We start from the raw sequence: 24,047 nt of genomic DNA on the forward strand, positions 1-24,047 counted from the left end.
CTCTGGCATGTCCGCAGACTGTCACAGCCCCGCGTCGACGGCTCGCAGTATCCGGCTCAGCACCTGACCTGGTCGTCAACCGGCCTTTACAGGTCAGCCCTTGGTTGGCGAATGGTGCCAACTGCACAGCCTATTCAAGGGTGTCGTGACTGAGTTCGACAGTTGGCGGTGTGCTGGGGTCTATCACGGGCAGTTGCGACGGTGAGGTAGCCCAGACCCGGCTTCAGAGTGGAAGGGCCATTTCGTGTTCGAGGTTCGCCACCAGGACGGTGCGCACCAGTGACGCGTCCGTCTTCGTTCGGTACGGCGGGAGGGCCCGCCTCTCCTGTTGTTGCATGGCCACCCGCGAACGTCGGCGACTTGGCACCGGGTCGCGCCCGTCCTCGCGCCGCGGCTTCAGCGTCATCTGCCCCGACCTACGCGGGTATGGGCGCTCCCGCGGCCCGGCGCCTGCTTCGGATCACGTTCCGCACTCCAAGCGCGCCGTGGCCCAGGGACATGGTCGAGGTCATGCAGACGCTCGGCCACCAGCGCTTCGGTCTCGTCGGCCACGACCGGGGGTCGCCGTGGCCCTCCGCCTGGTCCTGGACCGCCCCTCCGCAGTGACCCGAAGTGGCGTTCCTGGACGGCCTCTCTCTGAGCGAGCACCCTGACCCGCGCGGATGCCCGGTTCGCCACCGCGTGGTGGCACTGGTTCTTCTTCGCCCAGCCGGAGATCCCCGAACGCGTCATCAACGCCGATCCGACGCCTGGTACCGCGGTGACCCCCGAAGTCATGGGGCAGGAGAATCACGACGAGTGGAGGGCCGCCACCCGCGATCGAGACGTCGTCCGCGCCATGCTGGAGGACTACCGCGCCGGGCTCACCGTGGACCTCCACCACGAAAAGCGGGACCGTGCCCGGGGTGCACGGATCGGCTTTGCCCGGTGCCGGTTCTGTGGTCGCTACGAGACGACTTGGAGGACCTTGTACGGGGACCCCGCGCACCATCTGGCGCAACTGGGCCGACGATGTCCAGGGCTATGGCATCGACTCCGGCCATCATGTGAGCCGAGGAGGCCCCCGCCCGCTCTTCTGACGCTCTGGGCGACTTCTTCCATTGCTGACGCCGCCTGCGGAAGATGATCGCTGGGAGGGAATGGAACATACGCCGAAGTACCATCCTCGCAAGGCTCTCCGGCCGGTACTTCCCCACCTTCGCAGTGGCGTGGTCGGACGGAGACATCCCTTGTAGAGAGGCAGAGCGCGATGACTGTGGCTGAGGAGTTGGTCGCGTGCGATGAGTCTTCTTCGGGAGCACGCGCCGGCCGATCACGCGGATCTGCCGGCTGCTACGGAGCAGATGCTCGCGGCAGCTGAGGAACGGATGGGCATCTCCTCCATGGGGACCTGCGCACGTGGCTGTTGCGGAACAGTTCCGATCTCGCCGGAGGAAGACGCCGACGACGACGTGATGTGCTGCGGCTTCGACAGGTTCGACGTGGAAGCTTCTTTCTGGGCATCCGGGCGATGGAGTAGTCTGTACGCGAACCGCTCCAGGCCCGGTGGATTCGACCCGCCGGATCAGCCGGACCACCCGTTCTGGCGCACGAATGGATCCCGTTCCTTTCGGACCAGGACGGCTGGAGGGAAAAGTTCGTCGATGTGCGGGACGGGCGCGTGTCGGCAGATGGTTCGTAGGAGCCCACGGTCACGGGCAGTACCGTCTGATGGCCCGGTATTTCGACTCCGTGGAAATGCTGGCGAGGATCGCCGATGGACGCTCCCGGTCTGTCGGTTCACCGAAGGGCGACTTGCTTGGTCGTGAGACAGCTCCTTCACCGGATGATCGGCCGTCGCCGATCCGTCCTCGCCCTGGAACGGCGATGAGATGCATCAGCGCCGACGCTCCAGGGTGAGGTAACGGCGGCGAGGGCGGTCATGCGGTAAACCCACTGCCCGGGACCTGCCAGCGGCGTGGCATGCGCGCTCCCGTTCTCGCCGTCGGCGACGGAGCCCTGGGCTTGGAACGCGTTGAACGAGTATTCCCGAAACGCGCCACCAAAGTTATCTGGGTTCACAGGAACGGCCAACTGCCTCGACAGCCTCCCGTCAGCGTCAGCCCACGCGGCAAAGAAGGCCATCCAGAACATCTACAACGCCGGGGACAAGGAGCGTGCGGCCGCCGCGGTCAAGGCGTTCGCCAAGTACAGCGCGAAGCCCCCAAGGCCGTCAAGAAGATCGTCGATGACGAGGGATGAGCTGCTGACGTTTCTGCGATTCCCCCGCCGAGTGAATGCACCCACCTTGTCGCCCTCGTCCGCGCTGGGGCCCGCTTTGAACGCGGCCAGCTCGCTTGACCGGTCGCAGACGACCGCAGCGTGAATAGGGTGGCGGACCTGCCTCGAAGTTCGAGAACATCCGGTCATGTTGGATGGCACGGCAGGACAGGGCCTTCCGGTCGGCCTCGGGTTCCGGCCGTATGCGGCGACGAAGACCACGGCGCCATGGCCGCGGTGCGGCTGGGTGTGTCGAACGGGACCGGGTCGATGTCCATTCGGTAGTGGAAGGGCTCCCGACAGCGGCGGAGATCGCCGAAGCTTCTGCCAAGTCGGAGGAGCCGTCCAAGAACCAGATCCTGGTGGTGATCGACGAGGCGTCGTCGGCTGCGCGACGATCCGGTGGTGGCAAAGCGGGACGATACGTGGCTGTACCTGCACCGCGGCTACTCTTGCCCGAGCATCGCGGCCCAGGGCATCGGCTCCAGCCATGCTGAGCTGGGCCGAAGAGCGGATCCGCCAGCTCGTCAATCAGCATGGAACGGCGCGGACGGCGGTGATCGGCGCGAACGCCGTGGCCTCCGAGCAGGACGCCACGGCACTTCTGCGGGCAGCCGGCTACCGACATGTCTTCAGCCTGGTCGGTGAGCGGGCTGGACGATCTGCAGCAGGTGCCCGAGCCGGGGAGCGGAGGCGCCAACCGGGATACGGACAGGGCCGATCCGGGACAAGCCACTACCGTGCAGCCTGGAGGACGGTCGTCGATTCGTACGCGGACCGCGGTTTCACTCAGAGATGGCCTTTCCAGGACTTCGTCGACACCGCCGACCCGGCATGCTGGAGGGCTGCCTGGAACGGGCAGGACATGGTCGGCGTCGCCCTGTGCTCCATCCGCCGTCACGACCACACCGTGGGCGAGGTGGAAGAGCTGAAGTGTCCGGATGGACCAGCGACGCCTCGGAATCGGCCGGGTCCTGCTGCTGGACGGGCTGCGGGAGCCTGCGCGAGCAGGTGCAACGACCGCTCGGCTGTTCACGGGCACGGCAAATCCGCACCGGTCCTACGACCTTTACGAGAGTGTGGGGTTCCGGCGGCGGAACGAGTACGTCCGTTACCGCAAGCCGCTTGCTTGATCGACCGGCCATGGGGCTGTCGGGCCAGTCCACAGGGGTTTGGCGCCCGCCAGGACGGGTGGCCGACGACGGCCGTGACGTAGGCGTGGGCGGTGCCGACGGATACTCCGCAGCCGGCGGCGATCTGTGCGAGCGTGTCGTGCCGGTGTAGGCAGACGCGGCCGATCAAGGCCGGGCTGGTGGGGTGGCAGCTTGCAGCGTTGGTCACCCTCACGGATGAGGATGAGCATGGATACCCACTCGACCAGAGCGTGAGGCAGGTCGAGTGCAGCAGGCTGGGGTACCAACAGGGCTCCTGTGCCTATGGGTTGAGATCGTCGAGCACCTTCCTCAACGGCCCGGGAGCCCTGTGCACTGGTCCCTCATCCTGACTCGGCCAGGGACACTCGATCAGGGGTCACTCTGAACGAGCTCAGTGATCAGCGAATGATGCCCAACGTGATGGCGGTCGGCGTGATCAACGAGCCCAGGCCGGCCAGGGATGGTTACGGCCTCGTCCTTGCTCGTTTTGTCGGGGTCGACCTCTCTTCGTCAGGTCGTCCAGCGAACTCCGTTGACTGTCAGCTTGTTCACCGAGGAGAGCAGGCCTGCAGTTCGGACGGGGACTGCCTGCTGGCCGGTTCTGCGGGGGTGGCCCATGGTGCTGAGCGCCTCACTCGTCGCTCTCCTTCCAGGGAATTCCTGAGCTTCGTGCCTGCTCCACAAGATGAAGGGAATACGCATCGGACTGGGCAACCGAGCAGTGCGGCGCGCTTCGCGTGCTGGGATCAAGGAATGTCGCACCCCATGCACATGCCGCGCCGCTCGGCGTTCACCGCTTGCGGGCCACGCCGCACATCGCGACGTCCACCGCGTCATCGGCGGGAAGGTGGCGTCCGGGCGCCAGGCCGACGTGGCGACGACGCCCGGTTCCACGACGTCCAGGCCCGAGAAGTAGTCGGCTATCTCCTGCGGTGAGCGCAGGTGGTAGGTGTTCGCCGACTGCGCGTTGTACGCGGTCACGGCTGCGTTCAGCGCTTCGTTGGTGTTGATGCCGTCGCTCAGTGCGATGTAGCTGCGGACGGCAACGCCTCCAGAAGCGTGGCAATCAGTTCCCGCGGGGCGGTCGGCGTCCGACAACGTGGCCCATGATGCCGAGCAGGGTCAGGCCGACCGGTCGGCTGAGAGTCCAGCGCGTGCGCCGCTTCGGCCAGAATCCGCTCGGGATTGCGCGTCCTCCGACAGGTAGGCGCACGCCCCTCCGGGGTGCTGGTCAGCGGGGCTCGGGGCGTGGGCGAGGACGAGCGGGTCGTTGTCGACGTAGACGATCCTGCTGTCCGGGGCGATGCGCTGGGCCACTTCGTGGGTGTTGTCGGCGGTGGGCGGCCCGGTGCCGATGTCGAGGAACTGCCGGATGCCCGCTTCGGCCGCAAGGTAGCGCACGGCGCGCACGAGGAATCCTCGCTGGAGCCGTGCCACGGCCGCGAACTCCGGGAAGGTCGACAGAATGGCGTCGCCGAGCCTCGCTGTCGACCTGGTAGTTGTCCTTGCCGCCCAGGAGGTAGTTCCACACGCGCGCCGAGTGCGGGCGGTCCGTCTGCAGTCTGCTCTTCAGATCAGCGTTCATGTCATCCATGGGCACAGCTTCACACGGAGCAAGGAGTCGCAAGGTCAACTCGCGACAACGATGCCCTCTTCACGTCGCGTCGCCCTGCACCGGGAACAACCAGGCATGGCAGTGGCGCAGGGTCCGCCTGCTTCCAACTGCTCGGTGATCAGAGTGATGAGTGACGGCGGGCCGGCACCCCTGCGCCGTGCTCTGGCCACACGGGCGTCGTGACGACGGCGTTGTCGGCACCTGACGCCGGCGCAGTGGACGGCACAGGGCCCGGGTGCGCCACGGCAGCCCCGAGCCTCGGATCCCCTGATGGAGTGCCCCACCGCGCGTGGACCGCCAGAGGAACCCAGGGCGCCTTCGGTGCGTGAGGCACCGCGAGAGGGGCAACGTGTGTCTCTCGGTCCGGACCGGTGGCCGTCTTCCTCCCACGTCCCGCTTCAGGACCGCCCTATGCCCTTCCTGCGCGCCCTCCGCCACCGCTTGCACCCAGGCCGTCGTCGCACTCGGTCGCCGCAACCCCGCGACCCGCGCAGAGCGCGTCTCGTTCTCCTCGCACCGGACGCCGGTCCTGCCCCGCATGCCGGTCTCCGCTTTTTCCGGTCCGACTCCACTGCGAGGACGGCCAGTTGGTGCCGCTCCTGATGGCGCTCCGCTACGACCGGCACGACCCCTTCGCCGTTCGCCTCGCGTTCCACGGCCCCGGCGGGTGCAGCACGCAGTGGTGGTCCAGGGACCTGCTCATGACCGGCTCCAGGCCGAACACGGTCCACGGTGACGTACTGGTGTGGCCCTCCTGGACGGTTCGGGCAACGAGGGTACTGCTGCTGCGCCTGTTCCGACGACGCCAACGCACTTATCGAGGTCCGCCGCGGCCCCTTGAGGCACTGGCTCGCCCAGCACCTACATTGCCGTCCCTGCCGGATCGGAGATGGGCGAGGTGGACTGGTCGGAGGAGATGCGGCAGCTGGCGCGTGACCTGTGACGCAGCCACCGCCGTACCGCCTTTCCCGTGACGGGCCCCTTCCCCCGGCCGGCCGGAGGTGGTGTCTGAGGGCCCCTGGCAGCTGGGTAGGTGGAGGAGGGTGTGCTGCGAGATTGGTTGGTGGACGGGGCTGGGGCTTGGTGGGGGAGTGGGGAAGAGTGAGTCTCCCTCGCACGGTATGACGGATGGGCTGGCGACAGGCGTGTGCCGGGACAGCAGCGACCGGCGTGCGCGACTCGGCGGGGCCCGCGATGGCCGACCGCCAACTCCACTTCACCCCTGGGCCCGTCCGCCCTCCCTGGCGCGAATGCGCCGGCTATACCCGCCTCGGTCGGGCATCCACGCGTCCTGCCCCTTGCCGAGGAAGGCTCACCTCCACCCGGCTTAAGCCGTTCTTCGCGCTGTGTCAGAAGCGGTCTTCGTCCGTGGTCGTCCAGCAGGGCACCGAACAGGGGAGACGGCGAGGGTGATGCGCTCGCCCCGGGTGATGGGGGTGACTGCGTGGCAGACGCGGCTGCCCCTAGGTCGCGTCTGTTGGCCTGGGGTGTTTAGGGCAAGGCTGCCGGGCAGCCGGGCTTTGAGTGCTTGGGACAACAGGCGCATCTGCGGGAGTGGTGCATCCAGATGCTGGGGCTGTCGCTGCTCACCGCGGACCTATCCGTGAGCAGCGACTGGAGGACCCCTGATGGCCACCCGCCACACCCACGATGATGCTCCCGACACCACCGAGGCGTTTCGCCGGCTTGCTGTCGCGCCGGCAGGGCCGGGAACGCGAGCTGCTGGTGGAGGAACTGGTGACGGCCTGGCTTCCGATGGCGCACCGCCTCGCCACCAAGTTCCGGGACCGCGGGGAGAACCTTGAGGATCTCCGGCAGGTCGCGGCGATGGGGCTGGTGAAGGCGGTGGAGCGCTACGAACCCGACCAGGGCGCGTTCGAGGCGTACGCGATCCCGACGATCACCGGGGAGATCCGGCGTCACTTCCGTGACCACGGCTGGGACGTGCGGGTGCCGCGCCGCGTGCAGGACCTGCGCAACAAGGTCCGCACCGTACGCCGCGACCTGCTCAACCGGCCCGGCCACCCCGGGTGAGCCGACCGCAGAAGTGGCGCTGCGCGGGCGGGTCTGACGGTGGATCAGGTCCGTGACGGCATGGGAAGCCCTGAGAGCTACAGGGCCCTGTCCCTGGACGTCGAATTGACCGGGACGGACGACGGCTTCAGCCTGGCCGACACTCTCGGCACCGTTGAGGCGGCCTACGACCGCATCGATGATCGCGAAGCCGCCAAGGAAGGTCTGCGCGCCCTCCCGGAGCGCGAGCGCGAGATCCTCTACCTGCGCTACTTCGAAGACATGAGCCCAGGCCCGCATCGGCGAGAAGATCGGTGCTCTCCCAGATGCACGTGTCCCGGCTGATCGCCCGGAGCTGTGCGCAGGTCCGCAACCATGCGCTTGGTGCGGCCGCTTAGCAGCCGCAGGTGCGCTCCCCGGGCCGGCGACGTCGTGACGTGCCGCAGCCCAGGGCTACCGTGTAGACAGTCGGCGCTTGGGACCACAGGGCGCTCGCTCGCGGCCCCTCATAGCGGCTGCGGCGCCCGCCGCCGTCCCATCGCGTGATCGGAACATCCATGAGAAATCCTGCGCACCAGCCCGTCGTGACGTCCCAGGCGCGCCGCCATCTGTGGCTCATCGAACTGGCCGGCACGGTCACCGAGCACGAACTGGGAAGCCTCTACGCCGCAACCACCACCGCGCTGGGCCGGCACGCGCGATTGCCTTCGCGCTGAGCCAGGTCGATCGGTGCGATGCCGCACTGGCCTGCCATCTTGTCAGCACTCCGGCGCACCCGCCCGGTGATGCTGATAGCGCCCTCGCGTCCGGTGACGCAGGCTGCTGGCCCAGCTGCCAGCAGCATCACGGCTGCCGGTCTACTCCGACTTGGCGGCAGCGCTGAGCGCCACAGCAGCGACATGAGACCTCGCGCCCGCGCGCCCGGGGCGATCACCCTGTGGTCTTCTTCGCGGTCTTCCCCTCCCGATCCCTTGAGCTGCTGTCCGCTACCGATCTGGCCGGCGGTGCGAACGCCTCGAATCCGAAGCCGTAGAGCTCCGCAATGCGGTGGCCGCGCGAGCCGTGAACCACTTCCCGATTGAACAAGTTCGTCAAGGCTGCGCCAGCGAGACCGTGGGAAACCCTGCGCCTGCGGGAGAACAGCGCGATGCGCGCAGCGAGGCCGGCCCCGATCGCGGCTGCGGCGGGTGAACGGGAGAGCGGACTCGTCGCTGGTTGACGAGCCCGCCACCAAATCAACTACAGGTGTTCGTGCTGTACATCGAGTACCGCCACTTCGAGTTGACGGAGAAGAAGAAGCACTGGTCAGCCAGCGGCCGTACGCCTCGATGTCCTGATCGAACTGCTCCCCGACGTACGTCAGTTATAGGTACTCCCCAGAGGCATATGCGTGCTTGCGTACAGGGGCCGAGGCAGGCAACGGTGAGGGAAGAGAGGGCACCGCGGCCGAGGCGCTGCGCGACATCGAGGCGGCGCGGAACGTGCCCGCCTGACGCCAACTCCGTGCCGGGATGGTTCAGGCCAGTGGGCGAGGCATCTGGTGGGCAGTCAGGCCGACCTGACTGCCCACCAGGATCCCGCCCACCGGAGATGCTGGGGTCTTGTCCTGGCGGCTGTGGGTGGCGTGGCTCCTGCTCATGCTGCGCCTCGTGGCGCGCCGCTCCTGGCAGAAGGCCTGAGCGTTCTCCCTCCAGTGCCGAAGATGTCGCACGCGACAGCGGCCCTCGGCGTCGCACTCGCGTGCAGGGTCAGGTGAAGTTCCCACGGCCAGACCCAAGTTCAGCACGGATCAGGGGCCGACCATCAGTCCGTCATCCAGGCCGTCCATCGTGGTGGCACAGCGGTTGGATCGGTGTCCGTTCCGTCTTGAGCGCCTCGCCGCGAGTGTGTGTGACAGGCGTGGGTATCCGGCAGGCAGGAGGACCACATGTCACACCTGCCGAAACATGAAGCGCCAGGGTTGGGCCAGACCAGGATCCAGCTGGGTTCCAAAGTATGCTGGCCCATGCTCTGCCTCACCGTTGCACTGCTGGTCTGGCGCATCGTCGACGGAGACAGCCCAGGGAAGATCACGGTCACGGCGGGCATCGCCCCTCGTATTCGTCTGTGACCCTGGTCTCCAACCGGTCAGCAAGACGGCGCTCACAGAACGAAAACCCGCACCGCCCCCTGTAGCCAGCCGCATTCGGCGGGAGGCCGCGCGGAACGGACCCGGTGTGACGACGCGCAGGCGCAGGACCCGATCGACCGCGTATACCCACACATTTCAGGCAGCGTTGATGCCAGGCGCCCCGTCGCGATGGGTGTCCCAGCGCACGACCGCACAGCTGTCCGGCGGCAGGAACTCCACGAACCTCGTGATCAGCCTCGCTCTCGCCCATCCCGCCGCGATCACCCCGTGCGCCATGCTCATCAGCGGCGACGTGGCCGCCCCACATCACCCGCCGCCGCATCGTCCGGCCTGCGCCGCACCCACCCGGGCGCGATCAGCCTCTCGACGAGCCGCACCCGGGAGGCCGACGACGGCCTCGCCCAGGCCTGCGCGCCCGCGAACCGCACACTGCTCAGACGCGGCCCCGTCAGCGCTGGGACGCCTTGCGCTGCAGAGCTTCGCGCCGGGAGCGGAGCTTCTTCTGGCGTTTCTGGCTGGCCTTGCGGCGCTCTGCGCGCTCGCGGGCGGCGGGGCTCCTGAGTTTGGTGTGGTCCGGCAGGGCGGAACAGCGCCCACGCCAAGCCGATGATCAGCAGAAGGAACACGATGCCGAGTGCGGCTGCGGCCCCCGGCGGCAGGTCTCCGACCTGTTCGACTCGTGTACGGATGTTCATGCGTCCCCCGGGGTCCCTACGCCCATGCTTGTGAAGCCGGACCTTAACAAGTGCCTTTGCGTCATGGACCTTCCCGCCCACGAGAGATGCGATGCCGTGGGCGCATGGGTATACAGGGCTCAGGGTCCTGCCGAGCCGAAGGTGCCGGTCATTTCGGACGAACGCGCCCTTTCCGCCTGTTCCCCATCGGCTGGCGGCGCCCAACCGAAGGTTCTGCGCCGTTGTTCAGCCTTGCTACGGGTCGCTCACGTTCGGCGTGGGCGACGTCGAAGAGCGCCTCCCTCGCTTGTGCGTGGCCGTCGAGGAAGTCGCGGAGAACCGGGCGATGCTTTCGGCGTTCCGAGGAAGCCCCGCTCGATGAGGGGCAGCCTTCCCTGTGACTGAGCGCACAGTCGAAGGCGCGCCGCGCTGACCCCGCTCCGCCACTTGCCGGCCGGGCGGTGGACGGGAGACCACTCCGGCCGCACCGACCCCCGCCACCTGGACGAACCAGCCCTCACCCGGCGATCGGGGCACAGCCGTTCGCAGCTTCTCCGCAATTCATTAAGGATTGAAACGGGTTTGAGAGTAGCGGTCTTCCGCTGGTTGCGAGCCGGGTACCGGGCGTGGTTAGCATCGGCGGTCGGGTCGAGCGGGCACCTCCTGCAACAGGCCGTGATGTGCGTGCAACCCTGGCAACCAACTGGAAGGTGGTGGAGGTTCGCCTGCGTGGGCCTCACATGATGATTTCCTCTCCGGAGCCCCCTCAGTTCGCCCGGCGCCGGGCTGACCGAATCCCCCACGAACCACCCGTGCGCCAAGGTGATCGCGGACGCGGAAGGCGTGGTCGTCGCGTGCGACGACGTGGCCACCGTGCTGCTCACCGGGCTGACTACGGGCACCCTGCTGCGCGATGTCGCTCCCGACTGGCTGGTCCGAGCACACGAACGGATCGCATCCGCGGAACCGGCCCTGCGCGCACCTGCTGGAGACCGTGCAGGGCTCCGTCGGCGACCAGCAGGTGGACGCGATTCCCAGTCTCTCCGGCAGTGATGCGGTGACATGGTGGCTGGTGGACCACCGTGACCTGCGCCTCGTGCGGGCACAGCTGGACGAGGAACGCGACCGCAGCCGCCTCTTGCAGGACATCTTCACGGAACTACTGGCCTCGTTGAACATCGAGCGGTGCATGGAGGTGACCCGCGCATGACCGCGGACCACCTCGCGGACGTCGCCGTCGTCGTGGGCGTCGGCAGCGGCCGGTCCCATCCGGTGACGTGGGCTGTCCGCGGCGGACCGGTGCGCCGGAGGCTGATCTCCATCGACGCAGGAACTGCCCGGCCTCGCGGAGGCGTTGGCCCGGATTCCCGCCGGTGCCCTCCCGCTGGATCGACCCCGCCTCCGTACCTGACTGGGCCGTACCGGAGGAACTGCAGGACGGCCCCGGTCGCCGACATCGGCTCGGTCGTGGTGGTGCCGCTTCCCGGACACGGACTGCCCGCCGGGGCGATCATCCTGCTGCGCCGCAGCACCGAGACCGCCTTCACCCAGGAGGAAGAGGCCTTCGCCCGGCTGTTCGCCGCGCGCGCGGCGCCGCATTGTCAGCGGCCCGCCTGTACGCGGAACAGGCGCACATCACCGAAGTGCTGATGCGCGACCTGCTGCCACCGCCGCTGGAACGCGTGCGCGGCATCGACTTCTCCGGCCGCTACCGGGCCTCCGCCTCGTCCGACCGCATCGGCGGCGACTTCTACGACGTTCATCCCGCCGGCCACGAGGACGGAGAGACGTTCGCCGTGCTGGGCGACGTGTGCGGCAAGGGACTGGAAGCGGCCGTCCTGACCGGCAAGATCCGCAACACGCTCCAGGCCCCGCTGCCGTTCGCCGACGACCACGCCCGCATGCTGTCGCTGCTCAACAGCGCCCTGCTGTCCTCGCACCACACTCGCTTCGCCACGATGGCGTTCGCGTCGGCTTCCCGCGTCGGTGACATCGTCAGGCTCCGCGTGACCAGCGCCGGACACCCGCCACCCCTGATCGTGCGCCGTGACGGACGGGTCGAGGAGACCACGACGCGGCACGCTGATCGGGGTGCTGCCCGAGGTGACCGCATCGACCGTCAAGGTCGAACTGCGCCCGGGGAGACCTGTCTGCTCTATTCCGACGGCATCACCGAGGCACACGGCGGCTGGGGACTCCATGTTCAGTGAGACCCGGCTGCACGACGTTCTCACCAAGTGCGCGGGACTTCCGGCCGAAGCACTCACCGAGCACGTGCAGATGGTCGCGACCCAGTGGGTGGATGACGGTCCGAAGGACGACATGGCGCTGCTGGCCATCAGCGCCCCCAGGCCGCCCGCCCCACCGCGGGCGACGGACACACGCAAGGCAGGTTCACCGCATGACCCACGCGGGCACGATCGCACCGGGCGAGCTGCGCGATCAGCTGTGGAGGGCCTGAGCGATGTCGACGAAAGACGCGCGGCCGCCGTGGTGCACTCGGCGCTCGACACCGCGAACCGCCGGACTGACCCCTCAGGAAGCGGGCGAGCGCGTTCTTCTCGGCATCGTGGCACCGGCACAGGCACGCGTCGGTGCGGGAGTGGGCGGCCAACAGGCTCACCGTCGCCCAGGAACACGCCGCCACCGCGATCAACGAACGCTGCGTGGCGACGATTGCAGCGACACCCCCGCCACCGGGGCCGGCACGCGGACACGTCACGGTGGCCTGCGTCGACGGCGAATGGCACGCCCTGCCGGCCCGCCTGGTCGCCGAAGTGCTGCGCCTGCGCGGTTGGCACGTCGACTACCTCGGCGCGCAGGTCCCCACCGACCACCCGTGGTCGCGCACCTGCACCGACGCAGCTCCGACGCCGTCCTGCTGTCCTCGTCCATCCCCCACGCACCTGCCCGTCGCGCACAACGCGATCAGCGCCTGCCAAGCCGCCGGCATCCCCGTCCTCGCGGGCGGCGCCGGCTTCGGCCCCGACGGCTCCTACGCGCGCATGATGCAGGCCGACTGGGCCCCCGACGCGGTGGGAGCCGACACCGCCCTCACCCACGGCCTCACGCGCCCCTTCCGCGGCCTCGGCCCGGCTGGCCGGCGCGGACCTGCCCCACCTGAACGACCAGGAATACACCATGGTCCGCCAGAGCCGCCGCCAGCTCGTCAAGCAGACCTTCGCGGACGTGGAAGAGAGCTTCCCGCCGATGCGCGACTACACCGCGTTCCAGCGCGATCGCGCGGTCGAGGGACCTCGACCACATCGTCAACCATCTCGCCGCCGCTCTCTACGTCGACGACCCCGCGCTCTTCACCCGCTTCATCGCCTGGACCGCCGGCATCCCTCACCGCACGCGGCGTCCCGGCCCACAGCCTCCCTGCCCGCCCTCGCCTCACTCAGCCGCCAGCTGAGGCGACTTCCCTCCGCACCAAGACCGCCCTCGCCCAGGCACACGAAGCGCTGGTCGTTGTGCCCGGACAGCGCTCATGAACGGCGAACAGCTGCAGATCACTTCCAGCGACGGACCCGGCGTACTCGTCCTCCACGTCACCGGATGCCTCGACTACGACACCGGTGAACAGTTCACCCACTACGCCAAGGCCGCCATGGAAGACGCTCAGGCCATCGTGAAGACGGTCACCGTGGGACTGCGCCGGCCTCACCGGAATCGATTCCCATGGGCCTTTCGGTCCTGCTCGGCCTGCGGCGCCGCACCGACGAGGCAGGGGCCGCGCTCGCCCTGAGCAACCGCCCACCGCGTCTGAACCGCTTCCTGGAGATCACGGGCACTCTGGACTACCTCACGCTCCAGCCTCGGGTACGGGCTGCGGGCGACGGTGCAGCACCCGAGCCCGCAGCAGACCACCCCGGCCCGCACACTCGGAACGAGACCAGAACAGCTCGACACCGACGCCCCTGCGTAATCGGCCTGCCTGGAAACCAGAGATTCCCAGGTCTTTCCGTGGCGACGAACCGGGTCAGGGACCCGGCGGACCGGGTTGGTACCCGGTGGAAAACCGTGCCTGCCCTCGAACTCCCGCGCCATCCCAGCCCGTACTCCTGAAACCGCACCCACCCGATCGAGGACGGCCAGGCGGATGACTACTGTGCTGCTGTGGCTACGCGGTCGCGGAGCAGGGCGAGCTTTTCGGCCGCGCCGGTGTGGGGAGCGGCCCAGTTCAGCACGATGTGCGGGTCGGCGCGTTCGATGGTCATGATGTCGCAGTCGAGGACGATCTCGCCGAGGTCGGGGTGGACAACTGTCTTGTGCGAGCGCCCCGATCGGCCGGGTTTCGTAGCAGGTCAGAGGTCGGCGAAAGCGCGGGTTGGTCTCTCGCAGTCCGTCGATCAGCTCGGTGACGGCGCGGTCGTCGGGTACCGGTCGGCGGCCCGGCGCAGGTCGGACACCATCATGCGTTCGAAGGCGTCGGCGTGTGCGGCGCCGCGCTCGATGCGGGAGGCGCCCGGTGCGGGCGAGGCGGCGAAGTGCCCCCAGATCCAGATTGCTCGACCGGGCATCGGCCTAGGGCCGGGACTGCCTGAACAGCTCGGCCCAGAGCGGGGTTTGCTCTGCACGATGTCCCAGGAAGCGGTGAAGACGGCCAGCGGTGTCGCTCATCCGGTCAATCATGCGCTGCACGCCGGGTGGCACTACGTGGCACTGTCCCGGACGGCGGGACGACCGCGCCGGCCAGTCGGTAGGAGCAGTTCGCGCTCCACGGCATTGAGTCTCAAAGTCCGGGCGAAGGCCGCGAGGACTTGCCGGGAGGGGTTCCTCGCGCGGCCCTGTTCGAGCTGTACGAGGGTAGTCGGCGGAGATGCCCGGGCCAGAACCGCCAGCTCCTCACGGCGCAGGCAGCCGGGAACTCGTCGATTGCCTGCCACCGGCAGACCGACCGCGGCCGGGTCTATGCGTCTCTCCACGCCCGCAGTGCTGGGCCGAGCTCGGTGTGGGTGGTCATGGATCCAGTATGAGTCTGCTGGTGAGGAGCTGGGTGGTACTGGCGCTACCAGGGACGACAGCGCCTGGTGCACCCTGCGGCCCGGCCGAGTATCGACGTGTCAGTCAAAGCGCGTCAGAGCACGGCGGCACCTTTGCCGACTTCTGGCAGCGCCTCTGTACAAGGAGATACCCAAGATGACTCCCACCATCGGAATCATCGGCTCTGGTCTGGTCGGCGGCTCCGTCGCTCGCCTGGCTGTCGACGCCGGCTACAGCGTTGTGCTCAGCAGTTCACCGGGATCCCCGAATCGATCGCGGAACTCGTCCAGGAGCTCGGTCCGCTGGCGCGCGCCGCAACGGTCGATGAAGCGATCGCGGCCGGCGACATCATTGCCCTTCCTGTCCCGCTCGCGAGTTTCGAGGCCCTGCCCGCCGACAAGCTGGCCGGGAAGGTCGTCCTGGACCAGACGGACTACTACCCGGAGTTCTGGCGCAGCGCCGAACTCGATGCCGGCGAGCTCACCTCGTCAGAACTCGTGCAGCGGCACCTCAAGGACTCCCTGGTGGTGAAGGGCCTGCACAATCTGGACTGGAACCACATGTACTCAACGCCCGCCGGAAGGGCGACGCCGAGCGGACGACCTTGCGCGATCGCGGGCAACGATTCCCGCTGCCAAGAAGGCGGTGACACTGTTTCTGGAGGCGGTCGGCTACGACGTGGTCGATGCCGGATCGCTCGCCCAGAGCTGGCGGATCGAGCCCGAGACGCCCATCTACTTCTGGCCGTACGCCCCTGCCATCCCGGACGGGATCACGGGAATGAAGAGAAGCGCTACTACCTCGAACACCCGGTGCCGCCCGTTTCTCCCGAAGCCGCCCGCACGATGATCGCCAGCGCGGAGCGACCGGCGCCCGTCGGTGGCACGCTGGCCGGGATGCCTCCCGCCCACGTCGCCATCTTCATGGACCAGGCGAGCGCCGGTACCGTGAACAAGTGACCCCGGGCGCGTCGGGTGCCGTCCTGCGGCACTCGGCGCGCCGATTCCTCGGCCTCTGGCGCGAACTCCCGCAGGGTGTGACCCGAAGGCCGCTATCCCACCCGTGCCTGTTGGCGTGCCTCGTCGCGGAAATACCGAGGAGAGTTCCGACTACGCGCCGGAATGCCGTACTGAAGGCGCTCTCGGATTCGTAGCCGTCGCCGCGGCCAGCTCGGAGATGGAGCGGGTGTCGCTGCGCAGCGCGTCACGGGCCAGAACTCATCCGCCATTCGATGAGGTAGGTCAGCGGGGCTGTGCCGACCTTGGCCTTGAACGCCGCGGCGAACGCGGACCGTGACATGCGGCTGACCGCGGCGAGCTCGTCGAGCGTCCAGCGTCGGGCCACGTCCGCATGCATGGCGCGCAGGGCCGCTCCGATGCCGTCCTCGACCAGGGCGCCGAGCCAGCCGACGGGCCGGTCGGTCTGATCGGCGTGGACGCGCAGCATGTGGACGAGGATGAGCTGTGCGAGGTGCTCCAGGACCAGGGATCGGCCGACGCCGGCGGATTCCATTTCCGCGACCGTGAGGGCGGAGAGGTTGGCCAGGAGTGCTCCGCGGGGGTCCCCGGCCCGGACCAGGACGATGGGCGGCAGTACGTCGAAGAGCACCGAGGCGTTCGTCTCCTCGAAGACGAAGTCGATGCAGCACACGTAGGTGTCCTCATGGGCCCTGGCGCCGATACGCACCTCGCCGTCGTTCTCGCTCTCGTGAAAAGCAGCGGCCTGGCCCGGCGGCATGTCGAGAAGGCTGGCCAGTGTGTAGGAGGGCGGGTTGTTCAGCAGGAAGAAGTCGCCCTGGCGCAGCTGCACCGGTTCGCAGCCGTCGAGGGCCATCCAGCACTCGCCACTCAGGACGACGCCAGGCTTCACGTGCGCATGGGGATCGAAGCGCACGGCCCAGGGGGAGGCGGCGTGCACCCGGGCCGGGACGACCGCCTGCGTGCGCAGAAGTCGCAGCACATCGACGATCGGGTCGCCTGATCCGACAGGCCCACCGATTGGACGATGCGTAACGTTCTCGGAATCCACGTTATTCATCATACGCACGTGCGCTCCTACGGTTTACTCCATGAGCAACACAGAGACGGTGCCCGCAACCGGCACCCACCTGAACGCACTGCCGCGCAAGAACTACAAGATGATCGACGCGCTCGGACACCAGCTGCGGGTGTACGACGAGGGACCGGCCGACGCCCCCGACCCTGGTCATGTTCCACGGAGCCCGCACAACTCGCTCGAATTCCGCTTCAACGTCCCCGCGCTCGTCCGGGCCGGATACCGCGTCGTCATCCCGGAGCACCTGGGAGCCGGCGGATCCGACCGACCCGAGGAGCGTCGAGCTGTACTCGGGCCACCACGACTACGAGCGCGCCCTGTCGGTCGTCGACGCCCTGGGCATCGGCACCTTCTATGTCGAAGGCGGCGACCGCGGAAGCCTCCCCGCTGTGGATGCTTGCCGCCCTGAACCCCGAGCGGGTCCTCGGTCTCATCTCGGAGAACGTCAGCCACCTCAACGGCTTCTTCATCGATCCCGCCCTCGATCAGCGCAGGCGCTCCTGGTACATGTCCTACTTCCAGTTCGAGGCCGCGGACCAGGCGCTGCGAGCAAAGCGACTGGGCGCTGGCCAGGAGGTTCTTCGACTGGCACCCGGACATGGAGCACATCATCGCCGACTGGGAACGGCCCAACGGACTCCAGGCCAGCTGGCTCAACTGGTACCACGCCACGGTCAATCCCGACCACGCCCCCAAGACGGAGCCTGCTGCCCGACGTGACGGTGCCCGTCCTGCAGCTCTACTCCATGAACGGCCTACATCGGCCCCGAACAGCTCATCACCGGCCGCGAGTTCATCAAAGGGCCCCTTCACTCTCAAGCGCATCGGCGGAGCAGGCCATTTCATCGCCCGCAACGCCCCCCGACGTGTTCAACCGCGAGGTCATCAAGTGGCTCGGCGACCGCGAGAGCGAGCGTCGCGGCAACTGAGTCAGCCGAGACGTCCTGAGCTCGTTCGCGGGACGGGCTCAGGACGACCTGCCCGCCAGGGGGCGCAGCCTGCCGTCCCCTTTCTCTGTGCTCGCTGCCCAGGTCGCCCGAATCAGCGCGTAGCAACCCGCCACGATCAGACAAACCCTCTTCTCAGTAAGGGAATTACCTGTGTCAAAGTCGCTCGCTGGAAAGACTGCCCTCGTCACCGGAGGCTCGCGCGGTATCGGGCGCGCGATAGCCGAACGCCTCGCGGAAGGAAAGGCGCGCTCGTCGCGCTCACCTACAACGCCAGCAAGGACGGTGCCGAAGAGACCGTCGCAACGATCGAGAAAGCCGGCGGGAACGCCTTTGCCCTCCACGCGGACCTCGTCGACGCGGAATCCATCCCCCACCTGTTCACGCGTCTCGACGACGAACTCATGCGGCGCAACGGGGCCGGATACCTCGACCTGCTGATCAACAACGCAGGCAGCTCGGGCTGGGGCGGCCTCGCGGACGTCACACCGGACAGCTGGGACACGATGTTCGCGGTCCACGCTCGCGCGCCCTTCTTCATCGTCCAGTCAGCGCTGAGTCGCCTCGCGGACGGCGGACGGATCATCAACGTCTCCTCCGGCGCAGGATCGCGACCGATGCAGGCGGTCCCCGTCTACTCCATGGCGAAGGCCAGCATCAACAACTTCACCCACGCCCTCGCGATGGAGCTGGGGCCCCGAGGTATCACGGTGAACGCCGTCGCGCCCGGCTGGGTGCGTACCGACATGAACGCTGCCGTCCGTGAGAACGCGGATCTGGCGGCGGCGATCGAAAGCGGACACTGCCTTGGGACGCTTCGGTGAAGTCTCCGACATCGCTTCGGTCGTGGCCTTCCTGGCGTCCGACGCGGGCCGCTGGGTGACCGCGCAGGTCATTGAGGGCGAGTGGCGGCTACAAGCTCTGACTCGAGCAGAGGCATCGGGGTGAACGGGGGGCCGGCCTCGCTGGATCTGGCCGACGACGACGTCGGACAGCCTCGAAGGTGCTCGAAGGCCAGGAACAGGCGCGGTAACCAGGCCCTTCCTCCTTCCCGTAGGGCCGACAGGTCAGGCCCGCCGACCGGGCTCCCAGCAAATCTGTCGTGCCGCGTGCAGTGACACGAGATGGATGATCTCTGGGTGGTCGATGGCGTCCCAGCGCGGGTCCGCAGGCGCACTGAGTCGTCTTCCTGCTGCGGACGTAGTCGGCGTTCGGGGTCGGACGATGGTTCGACAGGGATGGCCGCCGAAGGGTTCGCCGTCCTGGTCCGTCACGTCAGTTCTTCTCGTGGGCCGCGGCGCGCAGTCGCGAGGGACATGCCGTAGGCGTCGTCTTGAAGCGGTGGCTGAAGTGCGTAGAGGTCACTGAAAGCCCCAGCGGCGGGCGACGGCGGCGATGGTGTGGTCGCTGGTCGAAGGGCGGGCGAGTTCCTCGCGCGCTCCTTCGAGCCGCTGTTCGATGATCCACTGGGTGAGGCTGAAGCCCGCCTGGGCGCAGAAGTTTGTACAGGTGCCGTTCGGAAATGTGGTGGGCTGCGGCGATGCGGGCGGGGGCGGAGGCCGGGTTCGGTCAGGTGGCGCCGGACGTAGGCGCGGATCTGCGTGAGCCGTGTCTCGGCGAGGACGGTGCGTGTGTGGTGTGAGTCCTGCCGGACGGCGGAGGCGACCAGGCGCGCGCGAGGGCGATGGTGATCTCCTCGATGCCTGAACTCGCCGGGTCGTCCAGGAGGTCGTCGATGCTGCTGGTGAGGTGCGCGATGTGGTCGGTGACCATGGGGGTAGAGGCTGGCCGTCAGATGGGGGCAGTGCCCTGCGCACGGCACGTCGACGGGAAGTGTCAGCTGGTCGAGGGGACCTGGATGCAACGTGAGGCGCCGTCGCCCGACCACGCGTAGTCGTACGGGGGCGGAGTGGTCCATCATCAGCAAGTGTCCTCGTGGCACGAGCCGTTGATGACCGAGGTGGCTCTGGCGTCCTCGGGAGGCCGTCTGCACGGCGAAGGCGATGAGAGGCGCCGAGTCGTCCTGCCTGGCCTGCTTGGCGGTGCGCACCAGACGGATTCCGGTGGATTCCGTACTGAAGACTTGCATTGTCCTCATCGGCCAGACGTCCATCTTGGCCCGGATGCCGGCGCCGGCTTCCTCCTGCAACAAGAAGCAGGGAGCGCTGGAGCTGACCATGGCCGTGTACATCGCCTCGGCACGGTCGGCCGGCGCGATGTTCGCCGTGTCGAGCACCGTGACCATCAGCAACCCCCCGGAACGCGACGGCCGTTCACTGCTGGGGTCACTTTATCGACAGGTCCGGTAGTGGTGCGGCCCTCGGGTGCCGGCGGCGGGCAGCGACCGCGGACTCGGCGCCGGACGGCGTGCTAGGAATCGCCCTGTCCGGGCTTCGGGTCGTGCGCCGACAGCCAGGGACAGTGCGGTGACAGCCAGCTCAGCGGCGGATCGGGTGCCTAGAGTCCGCGGTGTCGGCAGCCCTGGTGTGTCCGTTCGCCGTGCTGCCAGGGCTCGGCGACCACATCGGGAAAGGAAGCCGGCGGCGGGCCGCGGCCGTCATCACGCCTGGGGGGCGATGTGCTGGTTCTCGACACGGTTGGTCTTCCGGTCGCCGATCGGGCCGTGGCGTTGCACGCCGTGGCGGTGGGAGAAGGCGGGTAACTGCTCGATCGACCAGGAGGCAACTCCGGGGCGGCATGCGGAAAGGGCTGGAGGTCTGGCGCCTCGGGCTGCCCCTCACCCTGTACGCCGCCGTCAACTTGCACGGTGTCCACCCTGCTCCTGCACGGCGCGACTGCTTCCGTGCCTTGTCCGGGACCGGGGTGCGCGGTGACCCGCCAGCTCCGCACCACAGCGCACGCCGTTCCCACGCTGCAAGAACTTGGCCCGCCCGGCTGGGTGGAGGAAATCATGAAACTGGGACCACGGCTTCGTGAGCTGCGGCGGGCAGCCGGATTGACGATGGAGGAACTGGCTGAGGCGTCGGGGGTGAGCGCCCGGGCCATCAGCGACATGGAACAGGGGGCACAGTCGCACGCCGCAGCCTCGCACGCTCGCCGCGCTCGCTGCCGCGCTGAAAGTGAAGGTGATCAGGAGCGGCGGCGGCTGGAGGAGGACGTCCGCGCGCTGCGCCGCAGCGGCACCGGGTCCCGTCCAGGACTGTGTGAACCGCCGCGAGTGGTCGCCGACTTCACGGGCCGGGCGGACGAACTGGCGGCAATCCGCCGGACCGCCGCCGACGGCGACCACGGCGGCCCGGCCCCGGTCAGTCCTCGTCCACGGGCAGGCCGGAGTCGGCAAGACAACCTTCGCGCTGCGGGCCACCGAGGCCCTCCGAGCAACTACCCCGGTGGCTGCCTCTACCGTCGACCTGCGCGGCGTCGACCCGCCCCGCCCTCCGCCGGCGACATCGCCGTACGCCTGCTGCGGGCGCTGGACGTACCGGCACGAGCCGTCGCCGCCTCGGACGAGGCGGTGCGCGCAGGTGCGGGCGGTACTGCAGAAACGGCGCTGCCTGCTGGTGCTGGACAATGCCGCAGGCGAGGCGCAGGTACGACCGCTGCTGCCGGGCGCGGGGGGCCGGGCCGGTGCTGGTGACCTGCCGAAGGGTGCTGAGCGGTCTGGAGGGAGTGCGGCGGCTGGCCCTTGCCCCCGCTGACGCCCGAGGAGTCGGCGGCTTTGCTGCGAGCGATCGCCGACCAGGCAGCGCGGCCCTCGGCGGCCGAGGATGTCACGGAGGTGTCCCGGCTGTGCGGGAATCTGCCGCTGGCTCTGCGCATCGCCGGCACCCGCCTGGCCACGAGGTCCGGCTGGTCGGTGCGCCACCTGGTCGAGCGGCTCTCGGACGAGGACCGGCGGCTGGCCGCACTGCGCACCGGCGACGTCAGCGTGGGGCGCCGCGTTCTCGCGCTCTCCCACGTACAGCTCTCCGTCGCGGCGCGGCGGGTGTTCCAACGGCTGGCGCACCTGCCGGGAGCGGACTTCTCCGCTTCGTTGGTCGCCTTGGTGACCGACGACGACCTGGCCGACACCATGGACGTGCTGGAAGAACTGGGTGGAGCTGGGGCTGCTCCAGCCCCCGCGGCGTCGACCGCTACCAACTTCACGACCTGCTGCGGCTCTTCGCCGATGAGCGGCTGCGGGGCGAGGAACCGGAGGAGCGAGCGGGCGGCCGTCCGGCTCGGCATGGCGCGGCGACTGCTGGAGATCACGGTCACTGCGGGCCGCTGGTTCGAGCCCGGCTTCGGCGCCGCCGGCGTCCTGGGCCGGTCCGGTGCCCGCTCGCCACCGCCGACGAGGCCGCCCACTGGCTGCGGTCCGAGGCGGCGAACTGGCTGGGGGCCCTGCGGATCGCCGCCGGGGCGGACGAGCACCGACGGGTCGTGGAGACCGCCGAGGCGCTGCACTGGTTCTCGGACACGTCCATCGCCTGGCGCGGCTGGTACGAGGTGTACGGGCTGTCCCGGGCGTCCGCCGCGGCACTGGGCGACCGCCGGCTGGAGGTGACCCACCTCAACTACTACGCCTGGGCGGCCAGCGCCTGCGCCCGACGCTACGACGAGGGGACTGGCGGCCGCGCTTGCCGCCCGGGACATCGCGGCGGCCGACGGCGACCTCAAGGAGGAGGCGTGGGCGTTGCAGTACGCCGCGGACGCCGTGCACCTCGACGGGCGTCCCTGGGAGGCACTGGGTTTCTCCGGCAGGCTTTGCGTCCGGCTGATCTCGCCGACGACCACGACGGCTACGTCCATCTGCTGGTCCGCATGGGCAACGTGCAGGACATCCAGGGCCGGCACGAGGAGGCACTCGCCACGTACGGCAAGGCGCTGCGGGAGCTGACGGAACGGCCGGTTTCGGCACACCAGGAGGCGGCGCTGGCGAGGATCCTCGTCTACTCGGCGCACGCGCTGGGTCTCCTCGGGAGGCACGAGGAGGCGTTGGAGCAGGCTCAGGAGGCCCTGGCGACGACCACGGCGCGGGAGACACCGGCACTGACCTGCCGCCTCCATCTCGCCAGAGGGCTCGCGCTCGCCGGATTGGGCAACCACCGGGCGGCCCGCGCCGAGGTTGACCCGGGTCGTCGAGCTGACCGAGGAAATGCCGCTGCACTCCCGGGCCTTCTCCGACGAGGGCCACCAAGGTCCTTGCCTCTCTGGGCGGCTGACGACCCGGATCACACGCAGGGCTGTTCTGCGTGCCGTTCTGCATGGTCCGGCCGAACGGGCGCTGCTTTCCCTCCTCGTACGGCCGCATCGGCCGCACCCGACAAAGCCCGAGATGCCGAAGACCCGAGAAAGGGGCCCGTCTCCCCATGCCTCTCCCCGTTTCCCGCAGGACCGTGCTCGCCGGAGCCAGGCCGGAGCCGCCGCTGCGACCGCCGCCGTCGGCGGCCCCGCGGCGGCGGCCGGCCGACCGCGCGGCCGAAGCCGACGATCGTGCTGGTGCACGGCGCCTTCGCCGATGCGAGCGGCTGGTCCCGCGTGATCACACACCTGACGCGCGAAGGCCACACCGTCGTCGCTCCGCCCAACCCGCTGCGCGGCGTCCACGCCGACTCCGCCTACCTCGCCGCGTTCCTCGCCACCCTGCAGGGCCCCCTCGTCCTCGTCGGACATTCCTACGGCGGCGTCCTGATCACCAACGCCGCTCACGGCGACGTGCGCGTGCGCGCCCTGGTCTACGTAGCCGCCTTCGCCCCTGACGCCGGGAGACCGTACCCGCCCTGCAGACGAAGTTCACCGGGCACCAAGCTCACCGAGGCAGCACTCGACTTCCGCCAGCACCCGCAAGGCGTGGACGGCTATGTGAAGCGGTCCGCCTTCAGGGAGGTCTTCGCCGGTGACCTGTCCCGCTCCGAGGCCGACCTGCTGTGGGCGACGCAACGCCCCGGCGACACCGCGACCCTCTCCGAGGCCTCCGGCGAGCCGGCCTGGAGCACGATTCCGTCGTACTACCTGGTCGCTCGTGAGGACAACCTCATTCCGCCGGCCGCACAGCGCTTCATGGCCGCACGGGCCGGCGCGCACACCATCGAGGTCGAGGCGTCCCACGTCGCGATGATCTCCCAGTCGCGGACCACCGCCGCCCTCATCGGAAAGGCAGCACGATGGCCTACCTCACCACCTCCGACGGCACCCGCATCTTCTACAAGGACTGGGGGACCGGCCGGCCCGTCGTGCTCAGCCACGGATGGCCGCTGAACTCCGACAGCT

The 24,047-nt window shown here is 68.8% G+C and carries 18 protein-coding genes and 5 pseudogenes; 17 read left to right on the top strand and 6 right to left on the bottom strand.

Annotated features, from left to right (window positions below):
* Positions 1 to 1,957: 1,957 nt before the first annotated feature.
* Together RBJ77_RS21290 and RBJ77_RS21295 are read left to right on the top strand one after the other, a co-directional pair.
* The gene (locus tag RBJ77_RS21290; protein WP_372346499.1) at positions 1,958 to 2,365 is read left to right on the top strand and encodes a transposase; all 408 of its coding nucleotides are present in this window, start codon (positions 1,958 to 1,960) and stop codon (positions 2,363 to 2,365) included.
* 42 nt (positions 2,366 to 2,407) lie between these two features.
* Positions 2,408 to 3,392, top strand: a pseudogene (locus tag RBJ77_RS21295) (GNAT family N-acetyltransferase).
* Positions 3,393 to 3,432: 40 nt separating this feature from the next.
* On the opposite strand, the pseudogene RBJ77_RS21300 reads toward RBJ77_RS21295, so the two are convergent.
* From RBJ77_RS21300 to RBJ77_RS21310, 3 pseudogenes are all read right to left on the bottom strand, one after another.
* Positions 3,433 to 3,679: pseudogene (locus tag RBJ77_RS21300) on the bottom strand (IS5/IS1182 family transposase); the annotation flags it as partial.
* Positions 3,680 to 3,923: 244 nt separating this feature from the next.
* A pseudogene (locus tag RBJ77_RS21305) lies at positions 3,924 to 4,850 on the bottom strand (SAM-dependent methyltransferase).
* Between the two features lie 61 nt (positions 4,851 to 4,911).
* A pseudogene (locus RBJ77_RS21310) lies at positions 4,912 to 5,007 on the bottom strand (SAM-dependent methyltransferase); the annotation flags it as partial.
* Positions 5,008 to 5,630: 623 nt separating this feature from the next.
* Between RBJ77_RS21310 and RBJ77_RS21315 the strand changes: the two are divergent.
* The 8 genes and pseudogenes from RBJ77_RS21315 to RBJ77_RS21350 all read left to right on the top strand — a co-directional run bounded on the left by RBJ77_RS21315 (position 5,631) and on the right by RBJ77_RS21350 (position 13,914).
* On the top strand, positions 5,631 to 6,002 hold the full coding sequence (locus RBJ77_RS21315) for an SsgA family sporulation/cell division regulator (protein WP_372346519.1): 372 nt from the start codon (positions 5,631 to 5,633) through the stop codon (positions 6,000 to 6,002).
* A 654-nt stretch (positions 6,003 to 6,656) separates the two neighbouring features.
* Positions 6,657 to 7,439: pseudogene (locus tag RBJ77_RS21320) on the top strand (SigB/SigF/SigG family RNA polymerase sigma factor).
* 159 nt (positions 7,440 to 7,598) lie between these two features.
* The gene (locus RBJ77_RS21325) at positions 7,599 to 7,757 is read left to right on the top strand and encodes a hypothetical protein (RefSeq protein WP_372346500.1); all 159 of its coding nucleotides are present in this window, start codon (positions 7,599 to 7,601) and stop codon (positions 7,755 to 7,757) included.
* Positions 7,758 to 8,968: 1,211 nt separating this feature from the next.
* Positions 8,969 to 9,151, top strand: a complete 183-nt coding sequence (locus tag RBJ77_RS21330) for a hypothetical protein (RefSeq protein WP_372346501.1) — start codon at positions 8,969 to 8,971, stop codon at positions 9,149 to 9,151.
* Positions 9,152 to 10,840: 1,689 nt separating this feature from the next.
* Positions 10,841 to 11,056, top strand: a complete 216-nt coding sequence (locus RBJ77_RS21335; protein ID WP_372346502.1) for a hypothetical protein — start codon at positions 10,841 to 10,843, stop codon at positions 11,054 to 11,056.
* A gap of 388 nt (positions 11,057 to 11,444) precedes the next feature.
* A complete protein-coding gene (locus RBJ77_RS21340) occupies positions 11,445 to 12,056 on the top strand; it encodes a PP2C family protein-serine/threonine phosphatase (RefSeq protein WP_372346503.1) in 612 nt (203 codons plus the stop codon).
* Between the two features lie 513 nt (positions 12,057 to 12,569).
* Entirely contained in the window at positions 12,570 to 13,340 is a 771-nt protein-coding gene (locus tag RBJ77_RS21345) for a B12-binding domain-containing protein (RefSeq protein ID WP_372346520.1), read from the top strand.
* A gap of 187 nt (positions 13,341 to 13,527) precedes the next feature.
* Positions 13,528 to 13,914 carry an STAS domain-containing protein gene (locus RBJ77_RS21350; protein ID WP_372346504.1) on the top strand — a complete coding sequence of 129 codons (387 nt, stop codon included), beginning with the start codon at positions 13,528 to 13,530 and terminating at the stop codon, positions 13,912 to 13,914.
* A gap of 284 nt (positions 13,915 to 14,198) precedes the next feature.
* Here the strand turns inward: RBJ77_RS21350 and RBJ77_RS21355 are convergent, their stop codons facing one another.
* On the bottom strand, positions 14,199 to 14,369 hold the full coding sequence (locus RBJ77_RS21355) for a hypothetical protein (protein WP_372346505.1): 171 nt from the start codon (positions 14,367 to 14,369) through the stop codon (positions 14,199 to 14,201).
* 540 nt (positions 14,370 to 14,909) lie between these two features.
* Here RBJ77_RS21355 and RBJ77_RS21360 point away from each other — a divergent pair.
* On the top strand, positions 14,910 to 15,791 hold the full coding sequence (locus RBJ77_RS21360) for an NADPH-dependent F420 reductase (RefSeq protein WP_372346506.1): 882 nt from the start codon (positions 14,910 to 14,912) through the stop codon (positions 15,789 to 15,791).
* Positions 15,792 to 16,035: 244 nt separating this feature from the next.
* On the opposite strand, the gene RBJ77_RS21365 is transcribed toward RBJ77_RS21360, so the two are convergent.
* Positions 16,036 to 16,791: a cupin domain-containing protein gene (locus tag RBJ77_RS21365; protein ID WP_372346507.1), complete on the bottom strand. Its 756-nt coding sequence runs from the start codon at positions 16,789 to 16,791 to the stop codon at positions 16,036 to 16,038.
* Positions 16,792 to 16,900: 109 nt separating this feature from the next.
* On the opposite strand from RBJ77_RS21365, the gene RBJ77_RS21370 reads away from it, so the two are divergent.
* From RBJ77_RS21370 to RBJ77_RS21380, 3 genes are all read left to right on the top strand, one after another.
* The gene (locus RBJ77_RS21370) at positions 16,901 to 17,296 is read left to right on the top strand and encodes a hypothetical protein (protein ID WP_372346508.1); all 396 of its coding nucleotides are present in this window, start codon (positions 16,901 to 16,903) and stop codon (positions 17,294 to 17,296) included.
* 189 nt (positions 17,297 to 17,485) lie between these two features.
* Positions 17,486 to 18,658, top strand: coding sequence for an SDR family NAD(P)-dependent oxidoreductase (locus RBJ77_RS21375; protein WP_372346509.1), 1,173 nt, complete (start codon positions 17,486 to 17,488; stop codon positions 18,656 to 18,658).
* Positions 18,597 to 18,782 (top strand): SDR family oxidoreductase, encoded by a 186-nt coding sequence (locus tag RBJ77_RS21380; protein WP_372346510.1) that lies wholly within the window; start codon positions 18,597 to 18,599, stop codon positions 18,780 to 18,782. The genes RBJ77_RS21375 and RBJ77_RS21380 overlap by 62 nt, the downstream gene beginning before the upstream one ends.
* Before the next feature lie 621 nt (positions 18,783 to 19,403).
* Here the strand turns inward: RBJ77_RS21380 and RBJ77_RS21385 are convergent.
* Positions 19,404 to 19,607, bottom strand: a complete 204-nt coding sequence (locus RBJ77_RS21385) for a hypothetical protein (protein WP_372346511.1) — start codon at positions 19,605 to 19,607, stop codon at positions 19,404 to 19,406.
* A gap of 230 nt (positions 19,608 to 19,837) precedes the next feature.
* Here RBJ77_RS21385 and RBJ77_RS21390 point away from each other — a divergent pair, with 230 nt between their 5' ends.
* The 3 genes from RBJ77_RS21390 (at position 19,838) to RBJ77_RS21400 (ending at position 24,035) form a co-directional block, all read left to right on the top strand.
* Positions 19,838 to 20,143 carry a hypothetical protein gene (locus RBJ77_RS21390; RefSeq protein ID WP_372346512.1) on the top strand — a complete coding sequence of 102 codons (306 nt, stop codon included), beginning with the start codon at positions 19,838 to 19,840 and terminating at the stop codon, positions 20,141 to 20,143.
* 602 nt (positions 20,144 to 20,745) lie between these two features.
* Positions 20,746 to 21,432 (top strand): helix-turn-helix domain-containing protein, encoded by a 687-nt coding sequence (locus tag RBJ77_RS21395; RefSeq protein WP_372346513.1) that lies wholly within the window; start codon positions 20,746 to 20,748, stop codon positions 21,430 to 21,432.
* A 1,844-nt stretch (positions 21,433 to 23,276) separates the two neighbouring features.
* Positions 23,277 to 24,035: an alpha/beta fold hydrolase gene (locus RBJ77_RS21400; RefSeq protein ID WP_372346514.1), complete on the top strand. Its 759-nt coding sequence runs from the start codon at positions 23,277 to 23,279 to the stop codon at positions 24,033 to 24,035.
* Positions 24,036 to 24,047 lie beyond the last annotated feature (12 nt).

The organism is Streptomyces sp. KL116D (genome assembly GCF_030766975.1).
GTDB classification, from domain to species: Bacteria; Actinomycetota; Actinomycetes; order Streptomycetales; family Streptomycetaceae; genus Streptomyces; species Streptomyces longispororuber_A.

Excerpts from the sequence above, each read along its gene's own strand:
- RBJ77_RS21330 (WP_372346501.1), top strand. The coding sequence starts at position 8,969 with ATGTCACACCTGCCGAAACATGAAGCGCCAGGGTTGGGCCAGACCAGG.
- RBJ77_RS21375 (WP_372346509.1), top strand. The coding sequence starts at position 17,486 with ATGGAGCACATCATCGCCGACTGGGAACGGCCCAACGGACTCCAGGCC.
- RBJ77_RS21325 (WP_372346500.1), top strand. The coding sequence starts at position 7,599 with ATGAGAAATCCTGCGCACCAGCCCGTCGTGACGTCCCAGGCGCGCCGC.
- RBJ77_RS21395 (WP_372346513.1), top strand. The coding sequence starts at position 20,746 with ATGAAACTGGGACCACGGCTTCGTGAGCTGCGGCGGGCAGCCGGATTG.
- RBJ77_RS21370 (WP_372346508.1), top strand. The coding sequence starts at position 16,901 with ATGAGCAACACAGAGACGGTGCCCGCAACCGGCACCCACCTGAACGCA.
- RBJ77_RS21385 (WP_372346511.1), bottom strand. The coding sequence starts at position 19,607 with ATGGTCACCGACCACATCGCGCACCTCACCAGCAGCATCGACGACCTC.
- RBJ77_RS21390 (WP_372346512.1), top strand. The coding sequence starts at position 19,838 with ATGAGAGGCGCCGAGTCGTCCTGCCTGGCCTGCTTGGCGGTGCGCACC.
- RBJ77_RS21350 (WP_372346504.1), top strand. The coding sequence starts at position 13,528 with ATGGGCCTTTCGGTCCTGCTCGGCCTGCGGCGCCGCACCGACGAGGCA.
- RBJ77_RS21355 (WP_372346505.1), bottom strand. The coding sequence starts at position 14,369 with ATGCCCGGTCGAGCAATCTGGATCTGGGGGCACTTCGCCGCCTCGCCC.
- RBJ77_RS21315 (WP_372346519.1), top strand. The coding sequence starts at position 5,631 with ATGGCGCTCCGCTACGACCGGCACGACCCCTTCGCCGTTCGCCTCGCG.